This is a genomic window from Spiribacter halobius (assembly GCF_020883455.1).
Classification (GTDB): Bacteria; Pseudomonadota; Gammaproteobacteria; order Nitrococcales; family Nitrococcaceae; genus Sediminicurvatus; species Sediminicurvatus halobius.
Window position 1 is genome coordinate 1949300 of the sequence record NZ_CP086615.1, and the last position, 25488, is coordinate 1974787.

The 25488-nt window shown below is 67.7% G+C and carries 30 protein-coding genes and 2 tRNA genes; 22 read left to right on the forward strand and 10 right to left on the reverse strand.

Going from position 1 to position 25488, the window contains the following annotated elements; genetic code table 11:
* Positions 1-127 precede the first annotated feature (127 nt).
* From LMH63_RS08840 to LMH63_RS08850, 3 genes are all read right to left on the reverse strand, one after another.
* Complete coding sequence (locus LMH63_RS08840; RefSeq protein WP_109679209.1) at positions 128-1597, reverse strand: NCS1 family nucleobase:cation symporter-1; 1470 nt, start codon at positions 1595-1597, stop codon at positions 128-130.
* A gap of 87 nt (positions 1598-1684) precedes the next feature.
* The gene (locus LMH63_RS08845) at positions 1685-3055 is read right to left on the reverse strand and encodes an NCS1 family transporter (protein WP_109679208.1); all 1371 of its coding nucleotides are present in this window, start codon (positions 3053-3055) and stop codon (positions 1685-1687) included.
* Positions 3056-3138: 83 nt separating this feature from the next.
* Positions 3139-3897 (reverse strand): aspartate/glutamate racemase family protein, encoded by a 759-nt coding sequence (locus LMH63_RS08850; protein WP_109679207.1) that lies wholly within the window; start codon positions 3895-3897, stop codon positions 3139-3141.
* Positions 3898-4171: 274 nt separating this feature from the next.
* Between LMH63_RS08850 and LMH63_RS08855 the strand changes: the two genes are divergently transcribed.
* From LMH63_RS08855 to LMH63_RS08940, 18 genes are all read left to right on the forward strand, one after another.
* Positions 4172-4927 (forward strand): GntR family transcriptional regulator, encoded by a 756-nt coding sequence (locus tag LMH63_RS08855; RefSeq protein WP_109679206.1) that lies wholly within the window; start codon positions 4172-4174, stop codon positions 4925-4927.
* Between the two features lie 46 nt (positions 4928-4973).
* On the forward strand, positions 4974-5915 hold the full coding sequence (gene puuE / locus LMH63_RS08860) for an allantoinase PuuE (protein WP_109679205.1): 942 nt from the start codon (positions 4974-4976) through the stop codon (positions 5913-5915).
* Positions 5908-6444 carry an ureidoglycolate lyase gene (locus tag LMH63_RS08865; protein WP_109679204.1) on the forward strand — a complete coding sequence of 179 codons (537 nt, stop codon included), beginning with the start codon at positions 5908-5910 and terminating at the stop codon, positions 6442-6444. Before puuE ends, LMH63_RS08865 begins: the two co-directional genes overlap by 8 nt.
* A complete protein-coding gene (gene alc / locus LMH63_RS08870) occupies positions 6441-7469 on the forward strand; it encodes an allantoicase (protein ID WP_109679203.1) in 1029 nt (342 codons plus the stop codon). Before LMH63_RS08865 ends, alc begins: the two co-directional genes overlap by 4 nt.
* A gap of 252 nt (positions 7470-7721) precedes the next feature.
* A complete protein-coding gene (locus LMH63_RS08875) occupies positions 7722-8183 on the forward strand; it encodes a methylglyoxal synthase (protein WP_109679202.1) in 462 nt (153 codons plus the stop codon).
* Between the two features lie 436 nt (positions 8184-8619).
* The gene (locus tag LMH63_RS08880; protein WP_109679201.1) at positions 8620-9951 is read left to right on the forward strand and encodes a site-specific integrase; all 1332 of its coding nucleotides are present in this window, start codon (positions 8620-8622) and stop codon (positions 9949-9951) included.
* Positions 9948-10577 (forward strand): hypothetical protein, encoded by a 630-nt coding sequence (locus LMH63_RS08885; protein WP_109679200.1) that lies wholly within the window; start codon positions 9948-9950, stop codon positions 10575-10577. Before LMH63_RS08880 ends, LMH63_RS08885 begins: the two co-directional genes overlap by 4 nt.
* An 80-nt stretch (positions 10578-10657) precedes the next feature.
* Complete coding sequence (locus tag LMH63_RS08890) at positions 10658-10855, forward strand: helix-turn-helix transcriptional regulator (RefSeq protein ID WP_109679199.1); 198 nt, start codon at positions 10658-10660, stop codon at positions 10853-10855.
* The gene (locus LMH63_RS08895; protein WP_146205232.1) at positions 10852-11133 is read left to right on the forward strand and encodes a hypothetical protein; all 282 of its coding nucleotides are present in this window, start codon (positions 10852-10854) and stop codon (positions 11131-11133) included. Before LMH63_RS08890 ends, LMH63_RS08895 begins: the two co-directional genes overlap by 4 nt.
* The gene (locus LMH63_RS08900) at positions 11120-11560 is read left to right on the forward strand and encodes a hypothetical protein (RefSeq protein WP_146205231.1); all 441 of its coding nucleotides are present in this window, start codon (positions 11120-11122) and stop codon (positions 11558-11560) included. Before LMH63_RS08895 ends, LMH63_RS08900 begins: the two co-directional genes overlap by 14 nt.
* Positions 11561-12001: a hypothetical protein gene (locus LMH63_RS08905; RefSeq protein ID WP_109679197.1), complete on the forward strand. Its 441-nt coding sequence runs from the start codon at positions 11561-11563 to the stop codon at positions 11999-12001.
* 254 nt (positions 12002-12255) lie between these two features.
* Complete coding sequence (locus LMH63_RS08910; protein WP_109679196.1) at positions 12256-12444, forward strand: hypothetical protein; 189 nt, start codon at positions 12256-12258, stop codon at positions 12442-12444.
* Positions 12445-12585: 141 nt separating this feature from the next.
* Positions 12586-12990 carry a hypothetical protein gene (locus LMH63_RS08915; protein WP_109679195.1) on the forward strand — a complete coding sequence of 135 codons (405 nt, stop codon included), beginning with the start codon at positions 12586-12588 and terminating at the stop codon, positions 12988-12990.
* 68 nt (positions 12991-13058) lie between these two features.
* The gene (locus tag LMH63_RS08920) at positions 13059-14135 is read left to right on the forward strand and encodes a phage major capsid protein (protein WP_109679194.1); all 1077 of its coding nucleotides are present in this window, start codon (positions 13059-13061) and stop codon (positions 14133-14135) included.
* A gap of 10 nt (positions 14136-14145) precedes the next feature.
* Positions 14146-14370: a hypothetical protein gene (locus tag LMH63_RS08925; protein ID WP_109679193.1), complete on the forward strand. Its 225-nt coding sequence runs from the start codon at positions 14146-14148 to the stop codon at positions 14368-14370.
* 327 nt (positions 14371-14697) lie between these two features.
* Positions 14698-15183 (forward strand): DUF1441 family protein, encoded by a 486-nt coding sequence (locus tag LMH63_RS08930; RefSeq protein ID WP_109679192.1) that lies wholly within the window; start codon positions 14698-14700, stop codon positions 15181-15183.
* Entirely contained in the window at positions 15183-16922 is a 1740-nt protein-coding gene (locus tag LMH63_RS08935) for a phage tail tape measure protein (protein WP_109679191.1), read from the forward strand. The genes LMH63_RS08930 and LMH63_RS08935 overlap by 1 nt, the downstream gene beginning before the upstream one ends.
* Positions 16919-17137, forward strand: coding sequence for a hypothetical protein (locus LMH63_RS08940; protein ID WP_109679190.1), 219 nt, complete (start codon positions 16919-16921; stop codon positions 17135-17137). The genes LMH63_RS08935 and LMH63_RS08940 overlap by 4 nt, the downstream gene beginning before the upstream one ends.
* 99 nt (positions 17138-17236) lie before the next feature.
* Here the strand turns inward: LMH63_RS08940 and LMH63_RS08945 are convergent, their stop codons facing one another.
* The 3 genes from LMH63_RS08945 to LMH63_RS08955 form a co-directional block, all read right to left on the reverse strand.
* Positions 17237-17911, reverse strand: coding sequence for a hypothetical protein (locus LMH63_RS08945; RefSeq protein ID WP_146205230.1), 675 nt, complete (start codon positions 17909-17911; stop codon positions 17237-17239).
* 120 nt (positions 17912-18031) lie between these two features.
* Complete coding sequence (locus LMH63_RS08950) at positions 18032-18352, reverse strand: HIRAN domain-containing protein (RefSeq protein ID WP_109679189.1); 321 nt, start codon at positions 18350-18352, stop codon at positions 18032-18034.
* 487 nt (positions 18353-18839) lie between these two features.
* A tRNA-Val gene (locus tag LMH63_RS08955) sits at positions 18840-18914 on the reverse strand.
* A gap of 146 nt (positions 18915-19060) precedes the next feature.
* Here LMH63_RS08955 and gltX point away from each other — a divergent pair.
* The 4 genes from gltX (at position 19061) to LMH63_RS08975 (ending at position 22930) form a co-directional block, all read left to right on the forward strand.
* Positions 19061-20476 carry a glutamate--tRNA ligase gene (gene gltX, locus LMH63_RS08960; protein WP_109679188.1) on the forward strand — a complete coding sequence of 472 codons (1416 nt, stop codon included), beginning with the start codon at positions 19061-19063 and terminating at the stop codon, positions 20474-20476.
* Positions 20477-20514: 38 nt separating this feature from the next.
* A tRNA-Ala gene (locus tag LMH63_RS08965) sits at positions 20515-20590 on the forward strand.
* 304 nt (positions 20591-20894) lie between these two features.
* Complete coding sequence (locus LMH63_RS08970; RefSeq protein WP_199225691.1) at positions 20895-22529, forward strand: alpha-amylase family glycosyl hydrolase; 1635 nt, start codon at positions 20895-20897, stop codon at positions 22527-22529.
* Between the two features lie 14 nt (positions 22530-22543).
* Positions 22544-22930: a TOBE domain-containing protein gene (locus tag LMH63_RS08975; RefSeq protein ID WP_109679187.1), complete on the forward strand. Its 387-nt coding sequence runs from the start codon at positions 22544-22546 to the stop codon at positions 22928-22930.
* Positions 22931-23023: 93 nt separating this feature from the next.
* Here LMH63_RS08975 and LMH63_RS08980 read toward each other — a convergent pair whose 3' ends face one another.
* The 4 genes from LMH63_RS08980 to flgA form a co-directional block, all read right to left on the reverse strand.
* Positions 23024-23722, reverse strand: a complete 699-nt coding sequence (locus LMH63_RS08980; protein ID WP_109679186.1) for a flagellar brake protein — start codon at positions 23720-23722, stop codon at positions 23024-23026.
* Positions 23723-23765: 43 nt separating this feature from the next.
* Positions 23766-24224: a flagellar protein FlgN gene (locus LMH63_RS08985; protein WP_109679185.1), complete on the reverse strand. Its 459-nt coding sequence runs from the start codon at positions 24222-24224 to the stop codon at positions 23766-23768.
* A 2-nt stretch (positions 24225-24226) separates the two neighbouring features.
* Positions 24227-24535, reverse strand: coding sequence for a flagellar biosynthesis anti-sigma factor FlgM (gene flgM / locus LMH63_RS08990; protein ID WP_109679184.1), 309 nt, complete (start codon positions 24533-24535; stop codon positions 24227-24229).
* An 87-nt stretch (positions 24536-24622) separates the two neighbouring features.
* Positions 24623-25321 (reverse strand): flagellar basal body P-ring formation chaperone FlgA, encoded by a 699-nt coding sequence (flgA, locus tag LMH63_RS08995; RefSeq protein ID WP_109679183.1) that lies wholly within the window; start codon positions 25319-25321, stop codon positions 24623-24625.
* Between the last annotated feature and the right edge of the window lie 167 nt (positions 25322-25488).

The window sequence follows — 25488 nt, forward strand, 5'->3', positions numbered from 1 at the left end:
TGCCCCGGGGTGGCCGAACGGAACGGGCGCAGCATGCCACGAGCCGGCGCCGATTTGGTGAGGGCAGGCCGGCCGCGGCGAGCTTCATCCGCCGGGGGGCATGGTGGCCAGTCCGCTCGATCCGACCTCAGTCGCCGCCCGTTGCGGCGGCCTGCGCAGCGGCTGCCGCGGGACCCCGCATCAGGAACCAGTAGAACAGGCCGCCGAGGAAGGCCCCGATGAGCCAGGCGTAACCGTCCAGGGCCTGCAGGGCGGGCACCCAGACCGAGGCGAGGGAGAACACCGCAGCCAGGGCGAAGGCGACCAGGCCGCGCTGGTTCCAGCCGCGGACGTAGTGGTAGGCGGCGTCCGCGTCGGTGGAGAAGAGCTGCTGGACGTCGAGACGCTGGCGCTTCACCAGGTAGTAGTCGCAGACGATGATGCCGTAGAAGGGCGCGAGCACCGCGCCGAGCGCGTTGACGAAGCCGGCGATGCCGAGGCGGCTGATCACCGATACCCAGAGGGCGCCGATGAAGAACGCCACCACCGCGGTGATGAGCCCGCCGAGGCGGAAGTCGATGCGGCTCGGGATCAGGTTCGCCAGGTCGTAGGCCGGCGGGATGAAGTTGGCCACCATGTTGATGCCCACCGTCGCCACGAAGAACGTAATCGCCGCGATGATGGTGAGCGGCAGGAGGTCCACGCGTTCGATGATGTCGGTGGGATTGGTCAGGCGCTCGCCGAAGAGCACCACGGTGCCTGCGGTGACCACAAGCGCGATGAAGGAGAACACGGCGACGTTCACCGGCAGGCCGAGCAGGTTGCCGATGCGCATCTCGCGGTCGCTGCGCACGAAGCGCGAGAAGTCCCCGTAGTTGATTACCACCGCGGCGAAGTAGGCGACCATGGTTCCGGTGATGGCGAGGAAGGCCGCGACGGGGCCGCCCTCGTAGCCGCCGCCGGCGGTGAACAGATCGCCAATGGCGGGCAGGAGCTCCGCCCCCGCCTCGAGCCAGAGGATGATCATCAGCGCGAACATCACCAGGTAGACGAACGGTCCGGCCCAGTTGAGAAAGCGCCGCACCCACTCGATGCCGCGCCAGAAGATCACCACCTGGAACGTCCAGACCAGCACGAATGACAGCCATGCCACGGCGTCGAGGCCGAGGAGCTGCCCGCCGCCGGGGCTGCCCAGGAGCGAGTTGAGCAGCAGGGCGAGGGCCGTGGACGCGAAGTAGGTCTGCACGCCGTACCAGAAGATGGCGACGATGGCGCGCAGCATGGCCGGGAAGTTGGCGCCATGCACGCCCATGCTGGCGCGTGCCATGACCGGAAACGGGATGCCGTACTTCACGCTTGGCTGACCAGTGAGATTCACCAGGAACATCACGATGACGCCGGCCAGGATGATGGCGGCCATCACCGCCCAGCCATTCAGCCCGTAGGTGATGAACAGGGACGCCGCCAGCGTGTAGCCGAACAGGCTCTGGATGTCGTTCGCCCAGACATTGAATATCTCGAACCAGCCCCACGTGCGCCGGCTCTTCGGGATCGGCGCGAGGTCGGCGTTGTAGAGGCGCGGGTCGTGCTCGGTCAGCTTCAGATCCGGATCGCTCATCGTCGGTCTCCCGTAGACATGGCGGGCTGCGATTCGGGCGACGCCAGGGGCCGGGCCATCCTGTTCCGGCCCCTGGCGTGACCGGCGTCAGCTGCGGAAGCGCGCGCAGGCGCTCCAGTGCCGCATCAGCAGGTAGTAGGTGAGGCCGGCCGGAATCAGGCTCGCGTACCAGGACACCTGCGAGAAGGTGAGCGCGGCCACCGCACCGACCGCCGTGGCCACCAGCGCGGCGTAATTCACGCCGCGATAGGGGCCCTCGCTGTCATAGAGCTTGTCCAGATCCAGCGTGCGGCGGCGGATGAGGTAGTAGTCCACCACCAGCACCGCGAAGATCGGGCCGAGGAATGCCGAGTAGGTCTGCACGAACAGCTGCAGCCCGGCGGCCGAGTCGTCCTTCACCAGCTCCCAGGGGAAGGTGGCGAAGGCCAGGAAGCCGACGATCACCGTGGCCGGGCGGTAGCCGAGCTTGAAGATGTCCATGAGCGCATAGGTCGGCGGCACCACGTTGTTCAGCACGTTGGTCGTGACCTGCGCCGAGGCGATGAACAGCAGCGTGGTCATCAGCAGCGGCGTGTTGTCCACGGCGTTCGCGAACACCTGGATGGGGTCGGCGACCCCTGTCGCCTCCGAGACCATGTAGCCAATCAGCCCCATGAGCAGGGTCGCCGGCAGGATGGAGAAGGAGTAGATGGTCGTCAGCAGGCCGGGACCGGTGCCGGGGCGATGTTCGCGCGAGTAGTCGCTGACGTTGAGCATCATGGTCGCGTAGATGCCCATGAACAGCATGGTGGCGCCCCAGAAGGGCAGGCCCCAGGAGCCCTCCATGGTGACCAGGCTCGCCGATAGCGCATCGCCGTAGCGCACGATGGTGGCGTAGAACATGTACACCAGCGAGGCGAGGATGAACCCGCTGCCGATGTTCTCCAGCCACTTGATGCCCTGGAAGCCGAGCACCGACAGCATGATCTGCAGCAGCTGGAAGGTGATGAAGTAGAACACCAGGTTGTCGAAGCCGAACAGCGTCGCCGACACCATGTTCAGCGCGCCGGCGCCGATCCAGCTCTGGAAGCCGTACCAGACGATCGCCGGCACGGCCCTGACCAGACCCGGCAGACGGGTGCCCGTGAAGCCGAAGGCGCTGCGCGCCTGCACCATGAACGGGATGCCGTACTTGTAGCCGGCGGCGCCGTTGATCATCAGGGCCAGCCCGATAACGAAGCAGCCGATGGCGATGGCGAGTGTGGCCTGGAGCAGGTTGAGCGTCCCCACCACGCTCGAACCCATGGCGAAGGTGCCGATGGACACGCACCCGCCGAACCAGGCCAGGAAGTACGACGTCCGCCCCATGATGCGGATCTGCTGGGGGGCGAGGGACTCCTCGCCCGGTGCCTTGGTGCCCGGTGAAGCGCCCGGGGCGTGACGGTCTTCCGCCGTCAGCGTCTGATCGGTAGTGGCCATCTCTCCCTCCTCATGTTGGATTCAAATGCCCCGGACTCACCCGGGGCGACGGCGGATACGTCTGCCCGCCGCCATGCCGGACGCTATCCGGCGGTTGTGGCGGTTCCCCCCAGGTCGGAATAGCGCTGGAACTCGCCGGTGAACGTTTTCGGGCGCGGGAACGCGAGCTCCCCGTGCTTGCTGGTGCCAAGGCCAAGGGCCGCGAGGGACTCGCAGAGCTTCACGGCCGCGGCGACGCCGTCCACCACGGGCAGGCCGATCTCGCGTCCGAGGTGGGCCGTGAGGTCGGACATGCCGCCGCAGCCGAGCACCAGTGCGCCGATGTCGTCCTCCTCGCGGGCGCGGCGGCCCTCGGCGATGATCCGCTCCAGCGCGGTCTCGCCGTCATCCTCGAGGTCGAGCACCGGGATCTCCGCGGCCCGCACGCGCCGGCAATGGCCGGCGAAGCCGTAGCGCCGCAACAGGTCCTCGGCGATGCCGACGGTGCGCCCAAGCGTGGTGACCACGGAGAACCGCGGGGTGATCAGCGTGGCCACGTGGAACGCGGCCTCGGCGATGCCGACCACCGGGGCACGGGTCAGCTCCCGCGCCGCGGCGAGACCGGGATCCCCGAAGCAGGCGATGACGTAGGCGTCCGTACCCGCGCGCTCGCCGGCGAGCACCTCGTCGGCCACGCCGAGTGCGCTGACCGCCTCGTCGAAGTGCCCCTCGATGGACACCGGGCCACTGGCCGGCTGCGTGGCGACGATCTCGGTCCCTGGGCTGGCACCGGCGCGGGCCGCCTCGCCGATCTTGTCGGTCATGCTGCGGGTGGTGTTCGGGTTGATGACGCGAATCTGCATGGGCGCAACGTCCTTCCGGCGGCTGGCGATGGGTTGTCGCTGACGGCGTGCTTGAAATGTGTAGCGTATACAAGCTATGTATACAAGAACGGATGCAACATTTTCCGCATCGGGATCCGACGAATGGCGCAGACGATCCGTCCATGCTCAGGTGGCGGCTCCGTAATGGGGAGCTGATAGGCTTGGGGGACGTCGATCGAACCGGGAAGGGGCAGCCCGCCGCCCCGCTCGGAGGTGCCTGGAGACAGTCTTGTATACACGGGAAGGGGAGCGCATGAGCTCGGAAGGTGGACATGCAACCGGCGCGCCCGGGGTCGCGGACGCCGTGTCGGCGAGCCCGAGGGATGCGCGGATCTACCGCGAAATCGTTGATGCCATCGTCGATCACCGGCTGCGGCCGGGAGCGCGCCTGCCGGAGGACGCGCTGAGCGAGGTCTTCGGGGTCAGCCGCACGGGTATTCGCAAGGTCCTGCAGCGGCTTGCCCTGGAGCGGCTGGTGACCATCCGGCCGCGGCGCGGTGCCCAGGTGAGCCGGCCGAGCGCCCGGGAGGCGCGCAATGTATTCGCCGCCCGGCAGCTTGCCGAATGCGGCAGCATCCCGGAGGTCATCGCACGGTTCGACGGGGCGGACGAGCGCGCGCTGCAGGCGCTAGCGGAGCGCGAGTGCGTCGCGCAGCAACGCGGTGCCCAGAGCGAGGCCATCCGCCTGTCCGCGGCGTTTCACGTGCGCCTGGTGGGTGTTGCCGACAATGACATCCTGACCAGCTTCGTCGAGCAGCTGACCTCCCTCTCCTCCCTGATCATCGCGGTCTATGGCTCGCCACGCAGCGTCGGCTGCGACTGCGGCGAGCACGGCGATCTGGTGCCGCTGCTTGCGAGCGGACAGGCATCGGTGGCGCGGGAGTGGCTGACGGACCACCTGAGCCGGATCGAGGCGAGCCTGGACTTCGCCGGGGGCGAGGAGGTGACGCCGGACTTCGAGGCCATCTTCTTTGGTGAGGCAGCGCGCGGCACGGCGGCGGGCCAGTAGGCGGAGGCCGACGTGCCCGTGCGCGCGGCGGCGGAGGAGCGACGCGATGCAGAGCGATTACCCCCGGGACCTGGTCGGCTACGGCCGCCATCGCCCGCACCCGGACTGGCCCGGCGGCGCCCGGGTGGCCGTGCAGTTCGTGCTCAACTACGAGGAGGGCGGCGAGCGCTGCGTGCTCGACGGCGACCCGCACGCCGAGACATTCCTCTCCGAGATCATCAATGCCCCCGCAGTGCCGGACCGGCATCTGAGCATGGAGTCGATCTACGAATACGGCTCGCGGGTGGGCGTCTGGCGCGTGCTGCACGAGTTCGAGCGGCGCGGGCTGCCACTCACCGTGTTCGCCGTGGCCCGGGCCCTGCAGCGCAACCCCGAGGCTGCCGCCGCGTTCCGCGAGGCCGGGCACGAAATCGCCTGCCACGGGCTGCGCTGGATCAGCTATCAGGACGTGGACGAGGCTACCGAGCGTGCCCACCTGGAGGAGGCGGTGCGCCTGCACCGGGAGCTCACCGGCGCGGCACCGCTCGGCTGGTACACCGGCCGCGACAGCCCCAACACCCGGCGCCTGGTGGTGGAGCACGGCGGCTTTCTCTACGACGCCGACCACTACGGCGACGAGCTGCCGTTCTGGACCGAGGTGCGCCTGTCCGACGGCCGCCGCGAGCCGCACCTGGTGGTGCCCTATACCCTGGATGCCAACGACATGCGCTTTGCCACGCCCCAGGGGTTCAACAGTGGGGACCAGTTCTTCGCCTATCTGCGGGATGCCTTCGATGTGCTCTATGCCGAGGGCAGCGAGGCGCCGGCGATGCTCTCGGTGGGGCTGCACTGCCGGCTGATCGGCCGGCCCGGGCGATTCCGGGCGCTGCAGCGCTTCCTCGACCACATCGAGCGCCACGATGACGTCTGGGTCTGTCGGCGGGTGGATATCGCCCGGCACTGGCGGGAGCGGCATCCCTGGCATGGGGAGGCCCGCGGCCATGGCTGAGCGTCTCGTCGCCCGCCCGCTGACCCGGGAGGCCTTCGCCCCCTTCGGCGAGGTGCTGCAGACCGGGGGCGCGGAGCACTTCCCGATCAACGCCGGGACCACGGAGCGCTACCACGCCCTCGCCGCCGTGACGCTGGATGGGCCGCCGGCACGGGCGATTCTCAGCATCTTCCGCGGCCAGCCCGTGACCCCGCCGGTACGGCTGGCCTTGCTGGAGCGCCATCCCCTGGGCAGCCAGGCGTTCATGCCGCTGGACCGGCGGCCGTACCTGGTGGTGGTGGCGCCGCCCGGCGAGGGCTTCGCGCTGGGGGACCTGCACGCCTTCCTCGCCCGTGGCGATCAGGGCGTGAGCTATGCGCCGGGCGTCTGGCACCACCCACTGCTGGCGCTCGAGGCGGTGTCCGATTTTCTGGTGGTGGACCGCGACGGTCCGGGGAACAACTGCGATGAACGCCCGCTGCCGGCGCCGGTGGAGGTCGTGCTCCCCGCGGCCGCAGCCGGGGCAGGCAACGAGGAGGGGCCACGATGACTGAAGCCGCGCGCCATGCGAACCCCGTCGAGCGGCCGGATTTCGCCCGGGGGCTCAGCAATCTCGCGGACGCACGGGCCGGCGCCACGGTGGTGGCGGTCAGCGACGAGTTCTTCGCGCCCGGCGAGCGCATGCTCGCCGCCGCGCCGCCGGTGTTCTACCCGGAGCGCTTCGACGATCACGGCAAGTGGATGGACGGCTGGGAGACGCGCCGTCGGCGGGGGCCCGGGCACGACTGGGCGGTGGTGCGGCTCGCCATGCCCGGCGTGATCGAGGCCATCGAGCTGGATACCTCGTTCTTCACCGGCAACTTCCCGCCGGCCGCCTCGGTGGAGGCCTGCCGGGTGGAGTCGGGGGACCCGGATGCTGCCACCGTCTGGCAGGAGATCGTGCCCGTGGTGAGCCTGCGGGGCGATGACCATCGCTTCTGCCGGGTGGAGGCCGGCGAGGTGTTCACGCACTTGCGCCTGAATCTCTACCCGGATGGCGGCATCGCCCGCCTGCGCGTCCACGGCCGCGGCCGCCCGCGCCTCGCGGCCGCGGGGGGTGACGTCCCGGACCTCGCCGCCCTCGGGCATGGAGGGCGGGTGGTCGCCGTAAGCGATGCCCACTACGGCGACCCGAACGCCATCCTCGCCCCCGGCCGCGGCGTGAACATGGGCGACGGCTGGGAGACCCGCCGACGGCGCGAGCCCGGCAACGACTGGGGCATCATTGCCCTGGGCTGTCCGGGTCGCATCGAGCGGGTCGTGGTGGACACGGCGCACTTCAAGGGCAACTTCCCGGCCCGTGTCTCGCTGCAGGCCGCCCGTCCCGAGAATGCCACCGACGAGTCGCTGGTGCCGCAGAGCATGTTCTGGGAGACGCTGCTGCCGGAGATGCCGCTGCAGGCGGACGCGATCCACGAGTTCCAGACGGAGCAGCTTGTGGACGTGGGCGTGGTGTCCCATGTCCGGTGCAACCTGATACCCGACGGCGGTATCAGCCGCCTGCGTCTCCACGGCTGGCCCGAGGGGTCAGGCTAGCCCGCAGCCGTGAGTCGGTGAGACTTGCGGGCCAGCAGCCCGCGTTCGTGCCCTCCAGGGCAGCGACGGGCCCTCGCGCTGGCTGGCGCGGGGTGCTGGCCAGTCCTGGTCGCGCCGGATCGCCCGGCCCCTGATGCCCTCGCAACGGAATCGGCCGCGCCTGGCGCTGACTGCCGCGGGATCGTCCTGGCGGCGCTGGCAGTCGACGCTGGGTTGCCGCACCATGCGGGTCAGGATCTCGGGGGAACGTGAGTGGAATATCGGGAAGTCGAACTGCCGGCCTGCAAGAGCATCGCGCTTATCGCCCACGATAACCGCAAGGCGAGCCTCGTCGCCTGGTGCGCACGGCATCGCGAGGCGCTGGCGCAGCATCGCCTCTGCGCCACCGGCACCAGCGGCGCGCTGGTGGCAGAGGACACCGGGCTCGTGATCGAGCGGCTCGTGAGCGGCCCGCTCGGCGGCGACCAGCAGGTGGGTGCGCTTATTGCCGAGGGCAAGGTGGACCTGCTGATCTTCTTCTGGGACCCGTTCGAGCCCATGCCCCACGACCCGGACGTCAAGGCGCTGCTGCGCATCGCCGCGGTCTGGAACATCCCGGTGGCCTGCAACGAGAGCTCGGCGGACTTCATCGTCGCCTCGCCGCTGTTTGCCGGACGCAGCCAGAGAATGGTGCCGGACTACGAGCGCTACACGGCGAGCCGCAGCGCCCGCTGACGGCGGGCGGCCGCGGACCTGTGGGAGCGGTCTCCGACCGCGATGCCGCGCGCAGCGCGGTACCGCGAACCCGGTTCATCACCGGGGCGGTCGATGTCCCGGGTGACGCCGCTGCGCGTCGTATCGCGGTCGGAGACCGCTCCCACGGCGAGGGCGTCAGAGGCCGGCGGGTGGGCAGGCCCCGGAACGAGAAACGGCGACCCCGGATGCTCCGTAAGTCGCCGTTTCGCCGGGTATTCTTGGTGGGCGGTGCTGGGATCGAACCAGCGACCCCTGCCGTGTGAAGGTAAGCAAGGTGAACCGCAGTCCCTTGTATAACAACGGTCACACGAGATAAATCATAAGTTTGCGGAAACACCAGATGAATGGTGGGGCACGTTTGTGCATGGTTATGTTACCGTGATGGTCACAGATTGGTCACACGGGACATACGGCCATGTCCGGCAAGGCCCTGGATACCAGCATCACCGACACCGCCGCACGACGCTTCCTTAACGAAGCTGACGACCGCGCCACCCTCTGGTGCGACAAGGTCTCCGGCTTCCACCTACTGAAGACCCTCAAGGGCGGGAGCTGGCGCTACCGCTACACCGACCTGAAGGGGCGAAGGCGCGTGGCCACCGTGGGGCGTTACCCGAGCATGAAGCCGCAGGAGGCGGCAGAGAAGGCGCAGGCATGGCGAAACGACCGGGTGGACGTACTCTCCGAGCAGGAACGCGACAGAGAGGCTCAGAAAGCCGCTGAGCGCCTCGCAAAGCACCGGACGCTTGGGAAGTACATCGAAGGCCCCTATGCGCGCTATCAGGCCCGCAAGAAGGCTGGAGACGAAACGCTCGCCATCCTGCGGAACAACTTTGCCGCATGGCTCGATCGGGACATGGCGACGTTCAGCCGGGCGGACGTGCTCGAGTGGCAGGCAAAGCGTGAAGGCGAGGGCAGAGCGCACGCGACCCTGACCCGGGCGTTCGGGGCGCTCAAGACGCTGATGCGCCATGCGGTGCGTGAGGGCTTCCTTGACGAGAACCCTTTGGATGGCGTGACGCTGGAGCGACCCACCGACACCGAGCGCGCCGCGCAGCTATCCGCCGAGCGTTCGTCAGCGCGCCGCTTGCTGACCGATGACGAGATTCAGGGGCTGCATACCGGGCTCTCCGCGTTCGCCGACGAGGTACGTGCCCAGCGGCGCAACAGCCGCAAGCACGGCAGGGCTTACCTTCCCGACCTTGATGCTGTGGCCTATCCGCACTGGTTCATCCCATTCGCCTACTGCGCGCTCTACACCGGGATGCGCCCGGGTGACCTGTACTCGCTGACGTGGCTTGAGCTGAACGTGAACTTCGGTCGGCTGGTTAAGGTGCCGGAGAAGACCCGCCACCATCCGGACCCGGCGCGCATCACGATGGACCTGCCGCCGGAGCTGCTCAGGATCATGCGCGCATGGTGGGAGCAGCAGGGCAAGCCGGAGTCGGGCCTGGTGTTCCCGAGCCCCGTCAACGGCGAGCGCATGGACAAGAAGGCGCACCTGAGAGCGTGGGCGCGGGTGAAGCGCCTGGGCGGCCTGCCGGAGAACCTCACCTTCTACGCCCTGCGGCATCACTTCATATCGGCGCTGGTATCCGCCGGCGTGCCGCTGCTCACGGTCGCGCACATGGCGGGCCACAAGTCGGCCTCGATGATCGAACGGCACTACGGGCATCTGTGCCCGGTGGCGGCCGCGGATGCGCTCGCGGCGTTTTCCCGGACGGTGGCGCGGAGGGAGCGGGCATGACCACGTTGCACGATCCGCTCGAAATCGGAGAGGCAATCTTCTGGCGTGTGGTGCAAGACGTTGAGCCTCAAGTGAGGAGTGTCATCGAGGACACCGGGTGGTCAGCAGAGGAAATCTCTGAGGCGAAGAAATGCTTCCACGTCGAACCGCCGCACGTCTTCCCACAAACGATCGAAATCGAGTCATGCCCGGACCCCGCGCATTACGCACTAATGTTTGAGAAGGTCATGGATCGGGTTCGATCTCTGCTCGTGGACAGCCCCAACTCTGCGCGCGATATCGAAATGATGCGCCTGGGAGCCATGCTCCAGCAGTGTGTCGAGGGCGTTGAGGCACCCGATGCCAGAGCCGCAATTGACCGCCAACGTCAAGGACGGGCCGGCTTGCGCAAGCGCGGTCAACAAGGGCCATTGAAACGGGTAATTCGCGCCGTAATGAGCGCTGGCGCCGACTCCGTTGACGACGTACTCGCTGCGCTTACGGACGACTGCTTTTTGGAGGTGATCGACGAGGTCGACGAGTCCTCCCGTACGGTCTACTACGTCCCAGGTCCGGGCCGTGAGCCGAAGGCCGCGACCGAGAAGCGCATCCGGAACCTCATGAGCGAGATTCGCAACGGCAGGTAGTCCCTGCGTCCCGAGATTCCGGTATCCCGGGATACCCGCCTGATTCACTGGCCTCACGTCCTAAACGTGAGGCCATATTCATGAACGACCCCAAGCACTCCGGCGTGCTCCGGCCACCGCAGGCCGCTGAGTATCTCGGAATGACAACTCGGCATCTCTACAACGTTGCCGAGCGTGATCCGACCTTCCCCCGAAAGATCGTCTTCAGTGCTCGCTGCGTCGGCTGGCGCCGCGAGGCGCTGGATGCGTGGCTGAAAGAAAAGGAGCGGGCGGCATGAGTAATCGAGACATCAATTCCTGCCTCTGCCGAATCTGGGAAACGGTTTGGCTGGCCGATACTTTCGCCAAGTTCGACGAAAATAAACTTCACGCATTACTGGGCGAAGGCCACGCCGGAAACGTGATTGAGGCAATGCGCCGAGAATTGGAGCGACGCGCACTGGATGCGATGGACGCAATGGATTGTGTGGAGGAGCAAATTGGCCACGTGCCCGACTTCCATGCCTTCCTCAAATCGCGCGGAACGGAGGAGGCCAAGAAGCATGAGCACGACTGAACGAAAGCGACCCGCTCCGGGTGACGCCGGGCGGGCCGCTAGGAATGAGCACAGGGCAGCACTCAATAGAGAGACTACCACCGTCCGCCGTCCGCCTAAAGCCTTCTGGACCAAGCGCCGGCGCGTGCTGCTGTTCTTGGCCCGCGGCGGTTCCCTGAACCGATTCGAGGCGGTCTCCAAGCTTCACGACTGGGTGCTGCCGAGCACCGTGGCAGCCATCCAGGAGGCCGACAGCATCGAGGTCGCCCGCCGGTACGAGCAGGTGTCGGGCTTCATGGGTAACCCCGTCACCGTCTCGCGTTACCGCCTGACCGACACAGAGCGCCTGAGAGCGCGTCAGAAGCTCGCAGCGGATATGTGCGCCGCCGGGCTCGCGAAGGACCGCGAGAGCGCGCTCAGGATGCTCGAGGCGGGCGAGGCGGCATAGATGGCGGGCGCCAGCCGCAAGCGCGGCCGCTACTACGGCGGGCGTGATGGCAAGGGCTTTTGCCCCTGGCCGGTCGAGTGCGCGACGCACCCGAACTTCTACGGGCTGAGCGCCATTGCAAAGGCGCTGCTGTTCGAGCTGCTCGGTCAGTACCGGGGGCGCAACAACGGCGACCTCACCACTGCATGGTCGGTGCTCAAGCACCGCGGCTGGCGGTCCCGGGACACGGTTCAGCGGGCCGAGGGAGAGCTGCTGAGGACAGGCTGGATTGTGAAGACCCGCCAGGGCGGACGGAACCGCTGCAACCTCTTCGCCTTGACCTTCTTTGACATCGACGAATGCGGCGGGAAGCTCGACACCCATCGCGTCGGCGAGCGGCTGAGCTACTGGCGACTCGGCTACAACCCGGAGCTCTCCGAGCAGGAGGGGCAAGCCGCGTGATTGCGAACAGTTCTTACATGAGTTGCCCGATTATCGGTCAACCCTTGCCCGAATATCGGGCTTATGGCCCCGGTTTGAATCTCCCGGGAGAGTCAATTAGCCCGATTATCGGGCTAGTCCGCCCCCTTTCCCGAAACCCGTTAGCCCGATTATCGGGCACCTTCTCAGATCTACCAGGTGGGGTCTGGGGTATCTCAACCCTTCTGAAATGGTCTCCAAAGCGTTTGGGTCGAAATGGCGAGCGAGGCGAACCAATGAACGAGCCAATTACGAAACGCCCCCAGGTCGGCGACTGGGTCCAGGTGGGCGACCTGCCGGAGCTGTTCAAGGTCATCGACCGCGACGGCGGGCTGTACGTGCTGGAGAGCAAACACGGCGCCCGCTGCCGCGCCGGCGTGCTGGTCGTCCGCTTGGCGGAGCAGCGGCGGGAGAAGGCGGCATGAGGAAAAAGCGCGCGGGATGGATGCGCCGATGGGCGCGTCGGGAATGGGCCCGGCTCCAGGCGCAGGGGCTGTCCGCAGACCAGCGCCGGGCGCTGCGCATGGAGGAGCTCGGCCCGAAGGCCGTGCCGTGGGGGGATCCGGGTGAGCGTCGCCCGTCTTAACCGCCTGGTGGAGGCCGTGGACGACCCGGAGCTGCAAGAGTGGCTCCGGGGCGGCCTCGAGGCGTGGCGGGCCGGTGAGGACCTGGACCGCGCTCTCGGCCTGAGCGGCCCGCAGGCGACAAAGGCACGAGACGCTGCGATACGCCGCTGCGCTGACCTGCTGGACCGGGATGGCGCACTCTCCACCTGGGCGAAAGCCGGCCACGTCGAGGCGGCCATGAAGCACTACGAGGGCGTTGTCTGGCCGCGTCGTTATTCGCTGCCGAAGCGATTGGCAGATACGCCATTGAAGGCCGCATTGCACGAATGGATGACGATGGAAACCGCGAACGGGGTTCGCCCCATTCGGGTACAGCGTGCCCTCTACGAAATCCTGTGTTTCTGAATGAAAAGTCCGCCCCGTTCAGAAAAACGCCGGTAGCCTTGAAACTAGGCAAACCGGAGTAACGCAGGATGCTTGAAGCAACCGCCAACACTCGAGACTTCACCGTCTCGGACATCCGCGATGCGGGCGCCGATCTATTCGCCAAGGCGATGGGCGCACGCACCACGAATTCGCACCCCGTGGCCGAACAGCTCCGAAATCGGGAGCTGAGTCTGGCAGAGGCCGCATACATCCTCGGCGAGCCCGAGGTGAAGCGGCGCGGCGCAAGCGGCAAGACCGCGGGCCAGGTGGTCGGCATCGGACTGACCACCGACGACTTCGGCTCGGTGATGGAGTCCGCCGTCGGGCGCGTCGTCTCGCAGGCGTACCTTGCCGCGAGCGAGCATCGAAATCTGGTGCTCCCGTGGCCGGTGCCGAACTACCAGCCGGCACAGGTGGCCACCATCGACGTGGACGCCGACACGGGCGAGATTGGCGAGCTGGAGGAAATCCCCAGCGTTCAGGTGAGCGTGCCGCCCGGCCATACCGGCAGTGTCGAGAGCTACGCGGCCAACCTGATCGTTTCCTACAAGCTCGTCGTCAATGACCAGCTCGACGTGATCGCCACCACGGCCCGCGCCATTGCCGTCTCGGCAGCCCGGCGCGAGGCCCGTCGTCTTTACGAGTTTTTAGAAGGCAATCCCGAGATGGGTGACGGTGCCGCGATGTTCTCGTCTGGCGCGGGGAACCTAGTCACCGGCGTGAGCGGAGTCACGGCCGCCAACCTCGGCACCGCTATGGCCGCCCTGCGCAACCAGAAAACGCCAGGCGACCAGTACGCCAACCACCGGGTGCAGACCCTCATCGTCCCGCCGGCTGAGGAGCAGCCGACTTACCAGGCGCTCCGCGAGACCGGCATCGAAGGTGTCTCGGTGATCGCTGCGCCCTGGGTCGCCTCAAGCAACTGGTACGCGATGGCCGCCCCGGACGTGGCCCCCACCGTGGCGATGATGTACCTCGCCCCTCGCGGCGATACGGCCATGCGGACGGTGCGCACCTACCGCCGGCCGGGCGACCGCCTGAACCGTCGCACCGGCGTCGAGATTGCCCACGACTTCGGCTATGCCCCCGTGTCCCGGGTGGGCATCGTCAAGCTGACCAACTGAGGTGACGACCATGCGCATGCGCAAGGATGAAACCCCTGACGAGGCAATCGGCCGTCTGATGGCTGAGGCAGCCAAGAAGGCCGCGCCCAAGGTCCGGGAGGCCTACGAGCTGGCCGTCGCCGAGAACGGACACACAGGCTCAGTGCTGGACCTGGTGGAGGACGTCCTCCAGCCGGCGCTCGCTGAGCACTTCGGCGAGGAATACACGCAGCGGCGCAAGCCGTTCGCGGCGTGATGGGTATCACCAGTCATGGTGTACATCGGGGGGCATGGATATGGCGGTCTACTCGGGCTAGTGCCGTCGCCCCAAAGCAACCCCGAGATGAGGCAGCGCGGTGGTCTCCTCTTTGCGCGCGTGGCCTCCCGCGCCCGGCACATGCCGGGGATCGCCCTCGCGGCGCTGCAAGAAGGCGGGCTCCAGCAACGACGGCAGCGGCACGGGCGAGGCCCTCGGGCCTTTCAAGGTACTTCCTGCAACTCTCTGTTGCGGGTCATTCGAGGCGCGAAAGTTGTCCAGTCACAGCACCGCCTATGGTTCCTTCCCGAGTGAGGCGATAGCCGTATGAAGCTGAGCAAGCAGCACCTCGCGGACCTGTTCGGCGTCACGGTGCGCACGGTCTCCGAGTGGCAGCGCGATACCGAGTTCCCGGCGCCGACTCGGGAAGGCCGCAGGAACCTCTACGACGCGGCCGCGGTGGTCGCCTGGTGGCGTGACCGGGAGATTGCCCGGCTCATCGAAGGCGAGGACGGCCGGCTGCTCGACCTGAACCACGAGCGGGCTCGGCTGGCGAAGGCACAGGCCGACCGACAGGAATACGCGCTGGCCCGCGAGCGCGGCGAGCTGGTCGAGGCGGCAGCGGTCGGCGAGGTGGTCGGCGACGACTACACGCGGATGCGCGCCCGACTGCTGGCGTTGCCGACCAAGGCCGCCGCGATGGTCACGCCCGAGACCGACACCGCGGTCTGCCAGCGCATCCTCGACGACCTGGTGCGCGAGGCCCTCAACGAGCTGAGCGATCCGAACACCGTCTACCAGGAGGCCGTGTAATGGCAGGCCGTACTTTCACCTTCGGCGTTCGCGTCACCGGCGACGCCCGCGGTGGTGTCCAGGCGATGCAGATGACCGAGCGCGAGCTCAAGGACCTTCGCCGGGAGCTACAGCGCACCGACCGAGGCTTGAAGAACAGTCGCCGTGGCTTCGATCGCTGGGCACGCGGAATGCTCAGCATGCGCAACGCCATCGGCCCGCTGGTGGGCGTGGCTGGTGCGGGCATGCTCGCCCGCCTTGGGCAGCAAAGCATCTCCGCGGCCTCTGAGGTCGGCAAGGCGGCGGATACCGCTGGCGTCGGGGCTGAGTCCCTTCAGGAATTGCGCTTCGCCCTCGGCGAGCTGGCGAACGTCTCCGAGAGCCAGACCGATACCGCTCTGCAACGGCTGAACCGTCGCCTCGGCCTTGCAGCGGACGGCAGCGGTGCGGCCAAGGACACCTTTGACGAACTCGGCATTGCGATGCGTGATGCCGGTGGCCGTGTCCGGGATACCGAGGTGGTCCTGGAAGAAGCGCTGCGGTCGCTCGCCGAGATCGACAACAATGCCACCCGGGCGGCCAAGGCATCGGAGCTGTTCGGCGAGGAGATGGGGCCACGGATCGCCGCCTCGCTGTCCGACGGCATCCAGGCGATGGAGGACTCCCGCGACCGTGCCCACGAGCTGAACGCGGTGCTCGGCGAGGACCTGGTGGAGTCCGCCGAGAAGTTCGACGACTGGCTGAGGCGGCTCTCGATCCGTCTCAGGGGCGGATTCCGCAGGGAGCTGCTGGAGGCCGGAGCGGCGCTGGAGCGTTTCTTTGAGATCGGTGAGGGTGAAGACCTCGCCTTCCGCATCGGCCGGCGCCTGGAGACGCTGGAAGAGGCGACGATGGGCCGCCTGGAGCTGCCCGCCCGGCGCGTGGCTGAGCTTCGGCAGGAGATCGTCTGGCTCGCGAAAGATATAGACGCGCTCGACCCCAGCGTTGTGAACGTTCACCCGATTCAAAACCAGTCCACCGAGCTGCCTCTGCCGGGCCTTCGCTTCGGCTTTGCAGAGGACACGCAACGCGCTCTGGATGCCGCCGCCCGTCGCCGACAGGCCCGCCGGTTCGTAGCCGAGAACTACGGCGGGAGCCCCGGCCCGAACCCTCTGGTGGACCTGCCCGAGGTCACCATGAGCATGCGGGAGCTGCGCGAGGCGGCGCGCAGTGCCACCGAGCCCGTGCGGGAGCTCAACAACCTCGGAGCCGATCTTGGGATGACCTTCTCCAGCTCTCTGGAAGATTCACTGGTCAGCTTCGATGACTGGCGCGATACCGTGAAGAGCGGCCTCGAGGACGTTGCCCGCATCATCTACCGCACCTTCATCACCGCACCGCTCGGACGCCAGGCGGGAAACTTCGTCTCGGGGCTGTTCCCCAGCGGCGGCTTTGAAGGCGTCGGGAACGCCACTCCGCGGGCCTTTGCGGATGGGGGCGTTATCGACCGCCCCACGGTCGCCCTTGCTGGCGAGGCTGGCCCCGAGGCCGTGTTCCCGCTTACCCGCATGGGCGGGAAGCTCGGGATTCAGGCGAGCGGTGGCGCCGGCGACGTTCACATCCACAACGAAGGCCAGCCGATGCAGGTTGAGCGCTTCGAGCGGCGAGGCCCTGATCTTCACGTCTGGGTGCGCAACGAGATGCGCCGAAGCCTGAACCAGGGCGAGCTGGACCGTGAGATGGCCGGCAACTTCGGGATCAACCGCCGGGGCTCGCGATGAGTGAGGGCGACACCCTGGACGAGGAGCTGCGGGCCCTCGGGCGCTACCTCGACAGTCGGCCCGTGGATACCGGCACCGCACTGGTAACGATGGCCCGGGCGATGGGTGCCAGCGTGCGGTCGCTGGCGCGCACAGACGAGGACAGGCGGGCGTTGCTGGAGCGGCTGGCCGTGGTCACCGAGACGCACGCAGGGCTAGCTGATAAGCCCAACTGAGACGCCCACCGCCGCGATGCGGCGAGACTCCCTGTCTGGTAGTCGCCTTCCCGGGCGACGGTGGGCGGATGAAGGATGTCAGATCCGGCAAACGCGTCATTACCTCGGAACCGTGCCGCCCAAGTGCTCTATTTTGCTCTCGATCTTCTCGATGAGTTGGCTTTGCTCATCGTCTGGAACATTGTCTTTCCGGATTGAGAACAGTGCCTCAAGGTAGATTTCAAGTGCCTTTTTGTTTTGCCCTTTGAATTCCGCTTTCTCGGCTTCGTGAAGATGCGCATGGGCGATTGTATCGGCGATTTCTTTACGTACTTCGTGCTCAAATTCTTGTAGCTCATCAATGTCTTCAAACTGGATTTGATATTCGGTGACTTGCTCTAGAACTTTGCTGAAAGGCTCGATCTTTCCCGATACGGTTATCGCGTTCTCAGACTTGCTCCTAGCTAGGATACGCTGAGTGTTCAGTGGCTCCAAAACCTTCTTAGCTCGCTCCTCCCGCCATTCCTGTATAGCTTGTGATGGTGGCGGGTCAATCGTGCTAATTCCACGATCTTCAAACATCTTTAAGTTTTCCAATGCCATCAAACCAAGCTTATAATAAAAGAGAGTGGTATCGAGTTTTTTGCTGTTCCTGATGTGCTCGGTATATTCATCAAGAAGCCTCATAACCTCAGACTTTTGGGGATTTACTTTTTTTTGGCATTTTGTGCAAATGCCGTCCTTATCTTTTCCCAGAAACCATCCTGAGCGCTTGCACAACTTGCACTTAGCCATCGTTATCCCCCGTAGTGTTAAGGGCGACCTCAAATGCCTTATACGTATGAACGGCCCGTCGGCCGGGCCAGCGGGGCGCGGGATTGGAATGCCGGGCGTATGGCCGGCTCTGTGGGGGTGCTACTCGGCATCTACTCCGGTCTTGATCGTCACATCCACGAATACGCGGCGGTTCCAGAAGAAGCCTTCCAGTCTCACGTCTTTCACTTGGACGAATACGGAGCGGCCCTTGTCCATTCTCTCCGCGAGCCATGACGCATGCCTCGCCGGTATGTAGCCGACCATCGTGTGGTCGCCGAGGTAAAGGGCTACCGCGTTGGGGTCTACCGGATTATCAGGTTCACGCTTGGCGACGAGCTGAGAGCCCGAGGTTAGCCGGCTGGCGGCCTTCCGACGCTGCTTGTTGATGATGCCTGCGATGTAGGATGAATAGTTGCCCATCGGTTCTTCTTCGGTCGGTTGGGCGGACTATGAAAGGCGCAGAAGGCCATCTATAGTTGAACGGTGGCACCCGCCACCCCATCACCTTCGCCCATCTAGCAGCGACCCGAAGAAGTCTTGGGCTTGGACCGCCGGTGCGAGGACACCGGGACGGTCTTAGGCCCGGGCTTCGGGCTCGTCCGCTTCGAGTAACACTTCCGCTTGGCCATGCCAAACCTCCGGTTACCGATGGCAGGAAGGGCCTGCCGCCCTGGGAGCCCCATGCTCCCCTTGGCAATAGAGCGTGGGTACCAGGTTGAACAGGAAGGATGGCGGGTGCCACGTAGGAAGATAGAAGACAGCCCGATGCCTCGCCATCGGAAGAGGGCCGACCTCGGTAATGAACCGATGTTGGTCACAGATCGGTCACACGAGGTCGGGTTCCGCGACCCAAACGAGAAACGGCGACCCCCGATGCTCCGTAAGTCGCCGTTTCGCCGGGTATTCTTGGTGGGCGGTGCTGGGATCGAACCAGCGACCCCTGCCGTGTGAAGGCAGTGCTCTCCCGCTGAGCTAACCGCCCGGCGCGATCGAGAGTCTATGGAGGGGCGGCCGGGCTGTCAACGCAGCTGGCCGCCGCCCCCGGGCGCCGAGTACACTACGCCGCCGCATGGCGCCGGAATCCCCTCGCGGCTTGTGTTCCCAGGCTTCCACGGAGATCGCCCCACGATGACGGTGAAGACGCGTTTCGCCCCGAGCCCCACCGGCTATCTGCACATCGGCGGTGCCCGCACGGCGCTGTTCTGCTGGCTCTACGCGCGGCGCCACGGCGGGCGGTTCGTACTGCGAATCGAGGACACGGATCGCGAGCGCTCCACCCCCGAGGCCATCAACGCCATTCTCGAAGGCATGGCCTGGCTCGGGCTCGATTACGACGAAGGGCCCTTCTACCAGACCCAGCGCTTCGACCGTTATCGCGAGGTGCTGGACCGGATGCTTGCCGAAGGGACGGCCTACCGCTGCTACTGCTCCCGGCAGCGGCTGGAGCAGTTGCGCGAGGCCCAGCTCGCGCGCAAGGAGAAGCCCCGCTACGACGGCCGCTGCCGGGATCTTGACGGGCCGCCCGCCGACGCCGAGGGCGAGCCGGTGGTCCGCTTCCGTCAGCCCCGCGAGGGCATGACCGTGGTGGACGACCGGGTGAAGGGCCGCGTCGCCTTCCAGAACAGCGAGCTGGACGACCTCATCATCGCCCGGGCCGACGGGACGCCCACCTACAACTTCGTGGTCGTGGTGGACGACATGGACATGGCGATCACCCACGTCATCCGGGGTGACGACCACCTGAACAACACCGCCCGCCAGGCCAACATCCTCCAGGCGCTCGGCGTGACGCCGCCGGTGTACGCCCACGTGCCGATGATCCTGGACGAGCACGGCAAGAAGCTCTCAAAGCGCACCGGTGCCGCCAGCGTGATGGATTACCGCGATCAGGGCTTCCTGCCGGAAGCGGTGGTGAACTATCTGGTGCGCCTTGGCTGGGCCCACGGCGACCAGGAGATCTTCACCCTGGACGAGATGGTGGAGCACTTCGATATCGGCGACATCAACCATTCCGCCTCGAGCCTCAACCCCTCCAAGCTCGAATGGCTGAACCAGCACTACCTGAAGACCCTGCCGCCCGCCCACGTCGCGCGGCATCTGGCCTGGCACCTGGGTGCGCTCGGCATCGACCCGACCGAGGGGCCGGACCTGGAAGCCATCGTGGCGGCGCAGGCCGAGCGCAGTCGCACGCTGGTGGAGATGGCGGAGAACAGCCGCTTCTTCTTCCGCGAGCCGGAGGGCTACGACGAGAAGGCGGCGCGCAAGCATCTGGGGGAGGGCTCCGCGCCGGTTCTGGCGGCGCTGCGGCTTGCCCTCGGCACCCTCGAGAGCTGGACCGCCGAGGCCATCCACGCGGCGGTGCAGGGTGTCGCCGATGAGCAGGACCTCAAGCTCGGCAAGGTGGCCCAGCCGCTGCGCGTGGCGGTCTCCGGCGGGCCGGTGTCGCCGCCCATCGATGTCACCCTGGCGCTGCTCGGCCGGGAGTCGACGCTGCGCCGTATCGAGGCCGCCGAGGCGCATATCCGGAGCACCGCCGGTGCTTGACACCCTCCGGTGCCGATCCTAGACTGCGCGCTCGTTTCGGGGCCATAGCTCAGCTGGGAGAGCGCCTGCATGGCATGCAGGAGGTCGGCGGTTCGATCCCGCCTGGCTCCACCAGATTCCTCACGTTTCGGGCCGCCTTGTTGCGGCCCGTCGTGTTTCCGGGCCCCCCTTCCGATGCCCGCCGGCTCAGCCGGATACCATCCACCCGCTTACGCGACCCTCGCCGGCATCCTGGTCCAGGACCGGCGGCTCGCCGGCCTCGGCGTCAACCCGAGCGGCGGCTCGAGCTCGGCATCGCCTATGCCATGATCGACGAGAACGATGACAATGCCGAGATCGGGGCCGAAGGCCCCGAGGGCGACGAGGGCGTCCAGGCCGAGGCCTGGTGGCAGGACCCGGTGCTGCTCGCGAGGCAGGCATGAGCCCGTTGGCTGACGATGCATGGTGGCGCGGGGGCATCATCTACCAGATCTACCCGCGCAGCTTCCTGGACGCGAGTGGTGACGGCGTCGGGGATCTGGAGGGCATCCTGCGCCGGCTTGATCACGTGGCCGGGCTGGGTGTGGACGCGGTCTGGATTTCCCCCTTCTTCCGCTCGCCGATGCAGGATTTCGGCTACGACGTTGCCGACTACCGCGCCGTGGACCCGATGTTCGGCAGCCTGGAGACCTTCGACCGCGTGCTCGCCGAGGCGCATCGCCTGGGCCTGCGCGTGCTCATCGACCAGGTGCCGAGCCACACGTCGGACCAGCACCCCTGGTTCCTGGAGAGCCGCGCGAGTCGCGACAATCCGAGGGCGGACTGGTACGTCTGGGTGGACCCGAAACCGGACGGGATGCCGCCGAACAACTGGCTGTCGGTCTTCGGCGGCTCCGCGTGGCAGTGGGACAGCGTGCGCTGCCAGTATTACCTGCACAATTTCCTCGCGAGCCAGCCCGACCTCAACTACCACAACCCGGCGGTGCAGGACGCCATGCTCGCCGAGATGCGCTTCTGGCTCGAGCGCGGCGTCGACGGCTTCCGCCTCGACGCCATCAACTTCTGCTTCCACGATGCCGCGCTGCGTGACAACCCGCCGCGCGCGGGCCGCGCTGCCGCCACCACGGTGTCCGGCCCGGAGAACCCGTACTCGTGGCAGGTCCACGTGTACGACAAGTCGCGCCCGGAGATGATCGGCTGGCTGCGGCATATACGGTCACTGGCACGGGAGTTCGGTGACGCGGTCCTCATGGGCGAGATTGGCGACGAGCGGGGCCCCGAGCTCATGGCGGAATACACCGCCGGTGGCGAGCGGCTGCACATGGCCTACAGCTTTGACCTGCTCACCGAACGCGGCGACGCCGCCTACCTCCGCGAGCGGGTGGAGGGCACGGTGCGGGCCCTGGGTGAGAACGGCTACGCCTGCTGGTCGATCGGCAATCACGACGTGCCGCGGGTGGTGACCCGCTGGGGGCGCGGCGCGCCGCCGGAGAAGGTGGCGCCGCTCTACCTCGCCCTGCTGCTGTCGCTACCCGGGGCGGCCTGCCTGTACCAGGGCGACGAGCTTGGCCTGCCGGAGGCGGATCTGACCTACGAGGACCTGCGGGATCCTTACGGCATCCGCTTCTGGCCGCGCTTTCGCGGGCGCGATGGCTGCCGCACGCCGATGCCATGGGCGGCGGATCCGCCGGGCGCCGGGTTCACGACGGGACGGCCCTGGCTGCCGATCCCGGAGGCCCACCGGCCCCTCGCCGTGGACCGCCAGGCCGGCGTACCGGGCAGCGTCCTGGAGGCCTGCCGGGCGTTCATCGCCTGGCGGCGCGGATACCCGGCCCTGCGCCATGGCGCGGCGCGCTTCCATGAGGCGCCGCCGGGCGTGCTGCTGCTCGAGCGCCACGTCCCCGGCGAGCGGCTGCTGGCGGCGTTCAACCTCACCGCGAGCCCGGCGCAAGTGCCCCTGCCCGGACCGGTGGCGGCGCTCGCCGGCAACGGCTTCGGTGGCCGCCTTGTCGGCGGCGCCGTGGAGCTGGAGGGCCACGACGCATTCTTCGGGCGTATCCTGGGCCGTGGCTAGTGCTCTGCCCGCACATGACCGTCCACGACGACATCGCCCTCGGGCTCAACGTGAAGCAGGGCGGATCCGAGGCAGTGCGCGCGAAGGTGCAGGAGACGGCTCGGCTGTTGCAGATCGACGCCCTGCTGGAGCGACTGCCCGGTCAGCTCTCTGGCGGGCAGCGCGTCGCCGGGCGTGTGCTGGTCAGCGAGCACCCGGGCGAGAGCACCCTGGTGCATGTCGACTGCCCCGCCTTCCCGGATGGCCTCGTGGCGCGCTTCGACGGTGCCCGCGCCTACCGCGAGGGTGAGTCCGTCGAGCTCGCCCTGCCGCCGCTCGCCTGCCATGTGTTCGACGCCGACGGCCAGGCCCGCGAGCGGCGGTTCCGCTGCGAGGAGGGAGCACACCCCGCGAATCGGTGAGATATGCGGGCTGGCGCAGGTCGTGCGGCGCAAGGCGCCGTGCGACATCTCCGGTCTCACGGGGACGTCGCACACGGCTTCGCCGTGCACGACCTACGTGTGCCGCATGAGCTCGCGCTGGATGGCGAGGACGAGGCGCTGCAGGCGGCCGGTCTCGGCGACGGGGAGGTCGAGGAACTGGGCGCCGAGGCGCTGGCGGTGGCTGACGCGGTCCTGCTGGGCGAAGCGGATCTCGACCCGGGTGTTCAGCACGGGCTCGTTGCGCAGGCGCAGCTCCAGCTCCCAGCGCTCGCCGACGGCGACGTCACCGCCGCGGGTCACATGGGCGCCGATGCCCCCGGCGGAGAGGTCGAGCAGGCGCAGCGTCACCTCCCGCTCGTCGTTGCGCAGCACGGCCTTCTGCTGCAGCGCCATGCGCACCGGTACGCGCACGTGCTGCCGGCGCTGGTGATAGCGGATCTCATCGGGGTAGGCGAGCTCGTAGTAGGCGATGCCGCCGTCGCTGTCGACGCGCTCCACCACGGCCTGGAATCGCATCTCCACGCCCTCGACGAAGCTTACGATCCGCAGCTCCTGGCCCGGGGCAACCGCGCGGTGGCCGCGCTCGGGGTGGAGCTCGTCGAGCTGGAAGCGGCTCGTGGCGGAGTCGACGGCGAGAACCGCGCTGCGGAAGTCCCCGGCGAGCTCGGGCACGCGGACGTTCACCAGCGCGCGGCTCTCGCAGAGGCGCTTCAGCAGTCGCGTGCGGTGGCCGTGATTGCGGACGAGCTGCGGGCCGTCGTCAGGATCCATGGGCTCCCCGTTCCGATGGGTGCGGCCCGCGCTTCAGGGGGGATCAGGCGCGGCTCAGCAGGCTGCCGCCTCCGCCCGTTTCCGATCGCCGGCCGTTCTGGGCATAGGTACGCTCGCCGGGGCCGGCGTGCCCGTGCAGCAGGGCGATCTCCGTGGCCACGGCAGAGAGCGTGCGCTGGATGGTGAGGCCGTTGACCTCGTTCTCCCGCCGCACCGCGCGCAGGGACGATACCAGATCGCGCCACTCGGCGAGGGTGTGATCGCCATGCCGCGCGGCCAGCGCGCTCTCGACGCCTTCGGCGCCGGGCAGCCGCCCGGGCAGGTCCAGAGCGTCCAGGGCGGAGAAGTGGGCCTGCTTGCGCTCGGCAATGGCGGTAAGCCGCTCACCATCCCGGGTGCGCAGCGCCTCCCGCTCCTCGGCCAGCAGCGTGGCGAGGGCCTCGAGCTCACGGCGTCCGGCGGCGATGGCCTGGGGGAGCCCCTGCGGTACGGCGTCAGTCATCGTCAGCCTTCGGCCAGCAGGCGCTCGAGCTCGACCATCCGCTCCGCGGTGCGCTCGGCATCCAGCGGATACTCGCCGCTGGCGATGCGCTCGCGGATGTCCTGAACGCGGGCGCTGTCCACCTCGGGGGTGCGGTCGATGGCATCGCGCACCGCCTGCAACCGCTCGGAGGTCTGCGACTGGTCCGCGCCGGGGCGGCCCTCGGAGGCCTCCACGGGCTTCTGCTGGCCGTTGACGCTCTGGCCGCCGCGGGTGCCGTCCGTCTGCACCGGGCGGTTGAAGCGCGGCCCGTTGTCGATGGGGTCGGTCATTGTCGGTCTCCTTGTACCCGGCATATTGCTGACTGCCGGGAATGTGTCACCCCTCACGGAAACCTATCGGCTCCGTAAGGCAGGACTTTAGAAACGCACGCGCACCCGGTCCTGGCCGATGACGCGGCCTTCCACCACGCGCTCGGAGCGGGTGTTGCGCACCCGCACCGGGTCGCCCTTGCCGCCGTCCTCCAGCGCCCGGCCGGGGGCGCTGACGCTGATGCCGCCACCGCCCGCCTCCAGCGTGACGGCATGGCCACGGCGCACCAGTAGCGGCCTGGCCACGTGGCGGGCGGTGAGCGTCTCGCCGGCGGCCAGGCGCCGCGCCGTCTCCATACCCGCAACCTCCTGAGGGGAATGATAATACGCGCCCCGCAGCTCGGCGACGTCCCGGCGCTCGACGGTGACGTCCTCCGCGGTCACGGGCACGCCGCGGGGCAGCGGCCGCGCGGCCACCAGCACCGGCACCAGACGCACCACCTGCACCGGGACGTAGACCCGCCAGGGGGCAGGCTCATGGCAGCGCACCGCCACGGTCAGACGTCCGACGCTGGGCTGGGAGCGCGGCAGGCTGGCCTCCAGCGGACCGGTGCAGGCGCGGAGCTTGAGCCGCGGGTCCAGCCGGTCGATGCGCACGGACTCCACCTCACCCGGGCCCTGTGCCAGCCGATCCTGGAGGAACGCCTCCACCGCCTCGCGCACTCCGGCCAGGGATTGCCACTGGGGTGCCGCCACGGCCGGCGCGGAGGCAATGATCAGCAGCAGGGCGAAGGCGAGGCGATACATGAGCAGGCCCTTCCGGACGACGCACTGTCCGGGGGCGTTGCACGAGCCGTGCCAGAGGCTCAAGTTCAGGCTGAGACGGCCGTCACCCTTGCGGGGACCGCACAGCCAGGCGGCTCTGCTACCGTATGCGCACCGCCGGGCGAGCAGAAGACCACAGGAAACCAGCC

What these genes read in the sequence shown, in the direction of transcription:
- LMH63_RS08840 (WP_109679209.1), bottom strand. Translation starts at nt 1,597, where the DNA reads ATGAGCGATCCGGATCTGAAGCTGACCGAGCACGACCCGCGCCTCTAC.
- LMH63_RS08845 (WP_109679208.1), bottom strand. Translation starts at nt 3,055, where the DNA reads ATGGCCACTACCGATCAGACGCTGACGGCGGAAGACCGTCACGCCCCG.
- LMH63_RS08850 (WP_109679207.1), bottom strand. Translation starts at nt 3,897, where the DNA reads ATGCAGATTCGCGTCATCAACCCGAACACCACCCGCAGCATGACCGAC.
- LMH63_RS08855 (WP_109679206.1), top strand. Translation starts at nt 4,172, where the DNA reads ATGAGCTCGGAAGGTGGACATGCAACCGGCGCGCCCGGGGTCGCGGAC.
- puuE (WP_109679205.1), top strand. Translation starts at nt 4,974, where the DNA reads ATGCAGAGCGATTACCCCCGGGACCTGGTCGGCTACGGCCGCCATCGC.
- LMH63_RS08865 (WP_109679204.1), top strand. Translation starts at nt 5,908, where the DNA reads ATGGCTGAGCGTCTCGTCGCCCGCCCGCTGACCCGGGAGGCCTTCGCC.
- alc (WP_109679203.1), top strand. Translation starts at nt 6,441, where the DNA reads ATGACTGAAGCCGCGCGCCATGCGAACCCCGTCGAGCGGCCGGATTTC.
- LMH63_RS08880 (WP_109679201.1), top strand. Translation starts at nt 8,620, where the DNA reads ATGTCCGGCAAGGCCCTGGATACCAGCATCACCGACACCGCCGCACGA.
- LMH63_RS08885 (WP_109679200.1), top strand. Translation starts at nt 9,948, where the DNA reads ATGACCACGTTGCACGATCCGCTCGAAATCGGAGAGGCAATCTTCTGG.
- LMH63_RS08890 (WP_109679199.1), top strand. Translation starts at nt 10,658, where the DNA reads ATGAACGACCCCAAGCACTCCGGCGTGCTCCGGCCACCGCAGGCCGCT.
- LMH63_RS08895 (WP_146205232.1), top strand. Translation starts at nt 10,852, where the DNA reads ATGAGTAATCGAGACATCAATTCCTGCCTCTGCCGAATCTGGGAAACG.
- LMH63_RS08900 (WP_146205231.1), top strand. Translation starts at nt 11,120, where the DNA reads ATGAGCACGACTGAACGAAAGCGACCCGCTCCGGGTGACGCCGGGCGG.
- LMH63_RS08905 (WP_109679197.1), top strand. Translation starts at nt 11,561, where the DNA reads ATGGCGGGCGCCAGCCGCAAGCGCGGCCGCTACTACGGCGGGCGTGAT.
- LMH63_RS08910 (WP_109679196.1), top strand. Translation starts at nt 12,256, where the DNA reads ATGAACGAGCCAATTACGAAACGCCCCCAGGTCGGCGACTGGGTCCAG.
- LMH63_RS08920 (WP_109679194.1), top strand. Translation starts at nt 13,059, where the DNA reads ATGCTTGAAGCAACCGCCAACACTCGAGACTTCACCGTCTCGGACATC.
- LMH63_RS08925 (WP_109679193.1), top strand. Translation starts at nt 14,146, where the DNA reads ATGCGCATGCGCAAGGATGAAACCCCTGACGAGGCAATCGGCCGTCTG.
- LMH63_RS08930 (WP_109679192.1), top strand. Translation starts at nt 14,698, where the DNA reads ATGAAGCTGAGCAAGCAGCACCTCGCGGACCTGTTCGGCGTCACGGTG.
- LMH63_RS08935 (WP_109679191.1), top strand. Translation starts at nt 15,183, where the DNA reads ATGGCAGGCCGTACTTTCACCTTCGGCGTTCGCGTCACCGGCGACGCC.
- LMH63_RS08940 (WP_109679190.1), top strand. Translation starts at nt 16,919, where the DNA reads ATGAGTGAGGGCGACACCCTGGACGAGGAGCTGCGGGCCCTCGGGCGC.
- LMH63_RS08945 (WP_146205230.1), bottom strand. Translation starts at nt 17,911, where the DNA reads ATGGCTAAGTGCAAGTTGTGCAAGCGCTCAGGATGGTTTCTGGGAAAA.
- LMH63_RS08950 (WP_109679189.1), bottom strand. Translation starts at nt 18,352, where the DNA reads ATGGGCAACTATTCATCCTACATCGCAGGCATCATCAACAAGCAGCGT.
- gltX (WP_109679188.1), top strand. Translation starts at nt 19,061, where the DNA reads ATGACGGTGAAGACGCGTTTCGCCCCGAGCCCCACCGGCTATCTGCAC.
- LMH63_RS08970 (WP_199225691.1), top strand. Translation starts at nt 20,895, where the DNA reads ATGAGCCCGTTGGCTGACGATGCATGGTGGCGCGGGGGCATCATCTAC.
- LMH63_RS08975 (WP_109679187.1), top strand. Translation starts at nt 22,544, where the DNA reads ATGACCGTCCACGACGACATCGCCCTCGGGCTCAACGTGAAGCAGGGC.
- LMH63_RS08980 (WP_109679186.1), bottom strand. Translation starts at nt 23,722, where the DNA reads ATGGATCCTGACGACGGCCCGCAGCTCGTCCGCAATCACGGCCACCGC.
- LMH63_RS08985 (WP_109679185.1), bottom strand. Translation starts at nt 24,224, where the DNA reads ATGACTGACGCCGTACCGCAGGGGCTCCCCCAGGCCATCGCCGCCGGA.
- flgM (WP_109679184.1), bottom strand. Translation starts at nt 24,535, where the DNA reads ATGACCGACCCCATCGACAACGGGCCGCGCTTCAACCGCCCGGTGCAG.
- flgA (WP_109679183.1), bottom strand. Translation starts at nt 25,321, where the DNA reads ATGTATCGCCTCGCCTTCGCCCTGCTGCTGATCATTGCCTCCGCGCCG.